Source organism: Acaryochloris sp. IP29b_bin.137 (assembly GCF_028285745.1).
Classification (GTDB): domain Bacteria; phylum Cyanobacteriota; class Cyanobacteriia; order Thermosynechococcales; family Thermosynechococcaceae; genus Acaryochloris.
In genome coordinates this window covers 1-4,690 of record NZ_JANQOP010000209.1, presented here as the reverse complement: position 1 = coordinate 4,690, position 4,690 = coordinate 1, and the positions used below count along the sequence as shown (strand labels likewise).

5 protein-coding genes and 3 pseudogenes are annotated in these 4,690 nt (G+C 45.0%); 3 read left to right on the top strand and 5 right to left on the bottom strand.

Annotated elements, in window-relative coordinates; translation table 11 throughout:
* The first annotated feature begins 153 nt into the window (after nt 1–153).
* Complete coding sequence (locus tag Q0991_RS14805) at nt 154–720, top strand: sigma-70 family RNA polymerase sigma factor (protein ID WP_299489538.1); 567 nt, start codon at nt 154–156, stop codon at nt 718–720.
* A 171-nt stretch (nt 721–891) separates the two neighbouring features.
* On the top strand, nt 892–1,497 hold the full coding sequence (locus tag Q0991_RS14800; protein ID WP_299489536.1) for a cupin domain-containing protein: 606 nt from the start codon (nt 892–894) through the stop codon (nt 1,495–1,497).
* A 300-nt stretch (nt 1,498–1,797) separates the two neighbouring features.
* Here Q0991_RS14800 and Q0991_RS25190 read toward each other — a convergent pair.
* The 5 genes and pseudogenes from Q0991_RS25190 to Q0991_RS14775 form a co-directional block, all read right to left on the bottom strand.
* Nucleotides 1,798–2,076 (bottom strand): annotated as a pseudogene (locus Q0991_RS25190) (BrnA antitoxin family protein).
* Nucleotides 2,039–2,317, bottom strand: coding sequence for a BrnT family toxin (locus Q0991_RS14790; RefSeq protein WP_299489540.1), 279 nt, complete (start codon nt 2,315–2,317; stop codon nt 2,039–2,041). The pseudogene Q0991_RS25190 and the gene Q0991_RS14790 overlap by 38 nt, the downstream one beginning before the upstream one ends.
* A gap of 206 nt (nt 2,318–2,523) precedes the next feature.
* Nucleotides 2,524–2,827: pseudogene (locus Q0991_RS14785) on the bottom strand (IS4 family transposase); the annotation flags it as partial.
* A gap of 64 nt (nt 2,828–2,891) precedes the next feature.
* Nucleotides 2,892–3,080, bottom strand: a pseudogene (locus Q0991_RS14780) (hypothetical protein); the annotation flags it as partial.
* A 243-nt stretch (nt 3,081–3,323) separates the two neighbouring features.
* A complete protein-coding gene (locus tag Q0991_RS14775) occupies nt 3,324–3,461 on the bottom strand; it encodes a hypothetical protein (protein WP_299489535.1) in 138 nt (45 codons plus the stop codon).
* Nucleotides 3,462–3,862: 401 nt separating this feature from the next.
* Here Q0991_RS14775 and Q0991_RS14770 point away from each other — a divergent pair, with 401 nt between their 5' ends.
* Nucleotides 3,863–4,342, top strand: a complete 480-nt coding sequence (locus Q0991_RS14770; protein WP_299489534.1) for a hypothetical protein — start codon at nt 3,863–3,865, stop codon at nt 4,340–4,342.
* Nucleotides 4,343–4,690: the final 348 nt, after the last annotated feature.

Here is a 4,690-nt window from a genome sequence, read left to right as displayed (position 1 = left end):
ACTGATAATGGGCAGCAGAAGCTTGTCCGCCCTCGGGCAGACTTCGCCGTCAACTTCCTTTCATTCAGCAATCTGTAGGGGTATACGCTAGGGGTTGGTGATTGGATCTGTTTCTCGAAAAATTTGTTGGAATCACGTGAGTTTAAATCGGGAATGACCGTCCAAAACACTAGTGAGGACTTGGTTTTAATCCACCAAGTGGCTGAACAAAATCAAGCCGCACTATCGATGTTGTATGACCGATATGCAGGCATCATTTATGCGATCGCATACAAAATGCTGGGGTCCGTCGAAGAAGCCGAAGAAGTGGTCTTGGATGTATTCGATCAAGTCTGGCGCACCGCCTTTAAATATGATCGCAGTCGTAGTCGAGTCGATAGTTGGCTATTTATGCAGGCCCGTAGCCGCACCTTAGATCGCCTGCGCAAACGGCAGCGCCAAGCCAAGGTCGTAGAAGCGTCCACGGTGAATGCCCCCATCGAGTCCGATACCAAAATGGCCTTACCCGAAGAACATGCCCTGATTCAAGAACGGCGAGATCTCGTCCAAGTCGCCATGGCCCAAATTCCACCGGAACAGCAACAAGTCATTGAGCTGGCCTATTTCCAAGGGTTATCCCAATCAGAAATTGCCAAACAAACTGGCCTGTCTCTCGGCACTGTCAAAACCCGAATTCGACTGGGTTTAAGTAAATTGCGCGGCATTCTTGATCAACCTTGAGGAGAAAAAAACGCGAGAAATCTACCCATAGACAGATCCAAAGTCATTTTGAGAACGTAATACTGGTATAGGCTTTTTCATCAACTCATCTCAGCATAACCAGGGTCAGAGATGAACCTGCTTCAGTCCTTCGATTAAATATCCCCACAACCCACAGGCTAAGATGTAGCTATGAATCACTCAGCCCCACAACCCAATCCTGAAGAGCTTTCCAACTGGGCGGCCTTATCGGCGCTGGGTGCGTTGGACGAGGACGATCCACCAGCCGAGTCCTTTTCAGCGGATGAACTGGATGCAGAAATTGCTGGATTTGAAGATGCGGTCTCTGCGATCGCATACAGCGTTCCTGCCATGCCCATATCTCCCAAACTAAAGGAGCGGCTATTTCAACGGATTGACGCCACCACTCTCCAATCCGCTGAGCTATACGCGCTCATCTCTCAGCCCATTGAGGAGTTAATTGCCCTATCCAATCAGCTGCAATGGCAGGACTTAGAGGGGCCAGGTGAGTTTCAACATGCAGTCTACCAAACCAATACCCTTCACCGAGAGCTAGCTTTCTTTGTCAAGTCCGATCAAGGGGGGCTTTTCCCCAAGCATCATCATGCCGCTGGGGAAGAAATTTTGGTTCTAGCTGGCGATTTGGTGGTGGATGACCAGGTGTATCAGAAGGGCGATCGCATCGTGTCTGTAGCAGATACCATTCATCAACCTGCCACTCGCAACGGCTGCCTCTTATTCTGCGTTGCCTCTATGGACAATCAGTTTGTGTCTTAGATTTCAAAGTAGACATCAGCATGTCATCTATTGATTGACTGCTTTGGGTATCCCTTGATTCGACCATACCTGTATAGTTCATTCAAGGTTGTGAATCATCAACTGGCAATACATTACGCAAAAGCGCCGTAAAAGCTCTGCTAGAAAAATACTTAACAGGTCAGCTGCTTGTTTCACAGCCTGATATTCTTCTTCAGATAAGCTAATCTGGGTGCGTAGCATGATAACAGTGAAGCTCAACGGCGGCAGTAACTTTGGACTCTAATTGACTAGTTTATTCTCCACCATTGCAACGCAGTGTTAGCTGGCTTGCTGATTGCTATTTTTCTCCATATATTGGCGTAATACTGAGTTAATAAGGGTTCTATACTCTACTCCCTTAGCCTGAAACCATGTCATTACATCAGGATCAAGCTGAATTAAATTATGGGCTTGGGTTGTCGGAACTTACAACGTAGCTTTTTCAAAGAAATCTTCTGTTAAAGGAGGAATGTCAGAGTAATCAATTTCTTCGTCGGGCATTGCCTCTAGTGCAGCCCAATTAGTACGTGAGGTATTGTTTGAATCGTTTGCGTTCATATCGATTTGCCTTTCGTGCTGAAATAATTCGGATGACATCATCTTGCCGTTCTGTCCAAACGACAACCGCTACGCCGTTTCGTAAAAATCCGATGCCGACCCAGCGCTCCTCACCGTAATCAATGCGATCATCAAGCTCAACAAGCATTGCACCGTCAAAGATTTCAGAAACGTCGACAAAATCAATTTGGTGCTTGCGAATATTCTCAAGGTTCTTGGCTTCATCCCATTCAAGCTGCATCAAGGCTTGGTAAACACTAATTGAGCCGATTTTAATTATGGCGCATTCCAATCGAGAATAATATGACTTAACTGCTCCTTTAGATTCCACTCCTTTGGTCGTTGCTTCAGATTAAACCAAGGTGCTCCTTTTCTTAACCACTTATGATGATAAGTTGCGTTCCAGCCATGCCCATATCTCCCAAGCCTTTGGGGATGACAAGGGACTTACAACGTAGTCTGAATCAGAGATAGCGCCTTCATTCTTCTTTGATAATTGAGTCGTTTATGGGGGTTTTTGTTGCATCAACTCATCTGCTAATTGAGTCCAGTCTTCCATGGTACAACACCATAAATGTCCACACAACGCCGTTCCAAAATCACTATGCTGAGGTCTCTGACGACAGTGCTCATTCAGCCGAGCGACATAATGGTTGACGTTCAATTTTCTCAGTCCATGGCCAGCGACCGTCGCCAAACAATAAGCCATCGTCATCACCAGGACAAGAGCTAGAAAACGGGCATTGCTCAATGGCGGGATGATTACAATTCCATCAGTGTCCTGAATCCCTTTTACAAAAATGCTTTCAAGATATGGCGACATTTAAAATCATCCCATCATTGAGCAACGCCAGAAAACGAGCATCATTGACTTTCGTTTGTTCGAGATTGTATCCCCCACTTTTGCAATCTTTGAACATCATCTCTATTCCCCATCGGCGGGCATAGAGCGAGAGAGCCGGCTCCAGCGTTGGCAGACTCGTCATGATAAACCAAGGATCTTTGTGACGATCCGGCCCATAGTTATGCTGCAACATCTGTTTGAGGCTATGTTTGTAAACCGAAAAGTGGTGTTCAGGTTTAGATTCAAATCTCGCTGCCAGTCATCAAAAGCCTAGTCGATGGATTTTGCCCCATTGAAAACCCACTGACTAGGTGAATCAATGCATCTACTCGAACCATGCCTTCCACGAGTTCTGCGACCGAGGCTTCTTTACCCAGATCAGTAGGTACAAAATGGGTTCTGACTAATTCTGCGGGTGAGAGGATATGCTTAATCGCTCTGCTTCTAATTCAGCAATATAAGGCAGCGTCACTTCTGCCCCGGTGGTTAGAACTTTTAGCGTCACACCCAGTCCTAATCCGCCTGTACCACCCGTGATCAATACTTGCCTGTTTCGTGTATCGTTGTAGCCTATATCTTGTGAGATGGATGAGCAATTTTGTTAAAAAGCATTTGATATCAAAGTTACAAGCTTTATGGGTTCAAGGATAGTTCTAAATAACTAACTGTTCCACTTTGTTAGAGAAGACTGCCATTCTCGGGAAAGTCCTATCCTTCAGGTTGAATAAAATTTCTTGTGACAGTTAAGATGAGTCTGAAATTTGAGTTGAAATGCTAGAGACTTTTTTCGACACCATCAATACGCAAGACTTTTGTGACACAGGATTTATAGAGATCTTGTCTGTTCAACAGAGAAAAGGGCAGGGGCATCTGAACATAGCATTGAGGCTACAAATGGCTATTTTGTCGGTGCCTGGAGTAGAAATGACTGAGTATTGGCGCTTGGATTTAGAACAAGTTCAAGCAAATTCAATCTCATGGGGATATACACAACAGATCAATCTTTTGCAAGAGCATTGTCTTTTATTGTGTTATCAGCAACCCATAAAGTCTGTGGTGATTCCTAATCCTCTGGAAGAGGCTGAAGCAAACTGCTTGCTTGGTCGTTTGTATTGCATCCATCAAGGACGAGTAGGGACTTGGATGCCTTTCAAGATCAGCAAAGATCAGTTGTTGAGAGGTGGTAATGTCATTGCCCAAGCTCCAGAAACTCTGATCTTAGACTATCAAGTCATTTTGGATGATATGGGGATAGACTATTCTGCTTATATCTCTGCCTTACCACAATGGTATGACAGGAATAGAGGATGGGTTGAGGAGAACAAAGACTTTCAGATACTGACTTTTGATTCTTCTTATGTCATTGCTGCTGACATATCAGCCAAGTGTTTTTCGACACGGTATGGAAGTGCCGAAAATTAACATCTTATTTTTTCCTGAGACATCAGCATGCCAATCGTCATAAAACCTCTGTGCGATTCCTGTGCTCGCTGTAATTCCCTGAGAAAACCTTGGAATATGTCTAAGGCCTGGCTGTAGGTATAGTCACTAAGGCAAAGTTTTTGCAGCCGTTGAAATAAGGTTGGCAGATCGAGCGTCTCAAATGTTCGATTAATGGTCTGGGTGCTTGCAGGGATCTCATCATGGGTTAAAAAGATGTTTCCCATAAAACCGGCGTTGTTGCATGAAAAGGTGCTGCAGATAGGGTGTGAGCTAGAGTTTATGTACCACCAAAAACTGCTAGCCCATGAGTTACCGAATCCGCAACTG

Bases quoted from the DNA above. Each gene is read 5' to 3' on its own strand.
- Q0991_RS14805 (WP_299489538.1), top strand. From the start codon at position 154: ATGACCGTCCAAAACACTAGTGAGGACTTGGTTTTAATCCACCAAGTG.
- Q0991_RS14800 (WP_299489536.1), top strand. From the start codon at position 892: ATGAATCACTCAGCCCCACAACCCAATCCTGAAGAGCTTTCCAACTGG.
- Q0991_RS14790 (WP_299489540.1), bottom strand. From the start codon at position 2,317: ATGCAGCTTGAATGGGATGAAGCCAAGAACCTTGAGAATATTCGCAAG.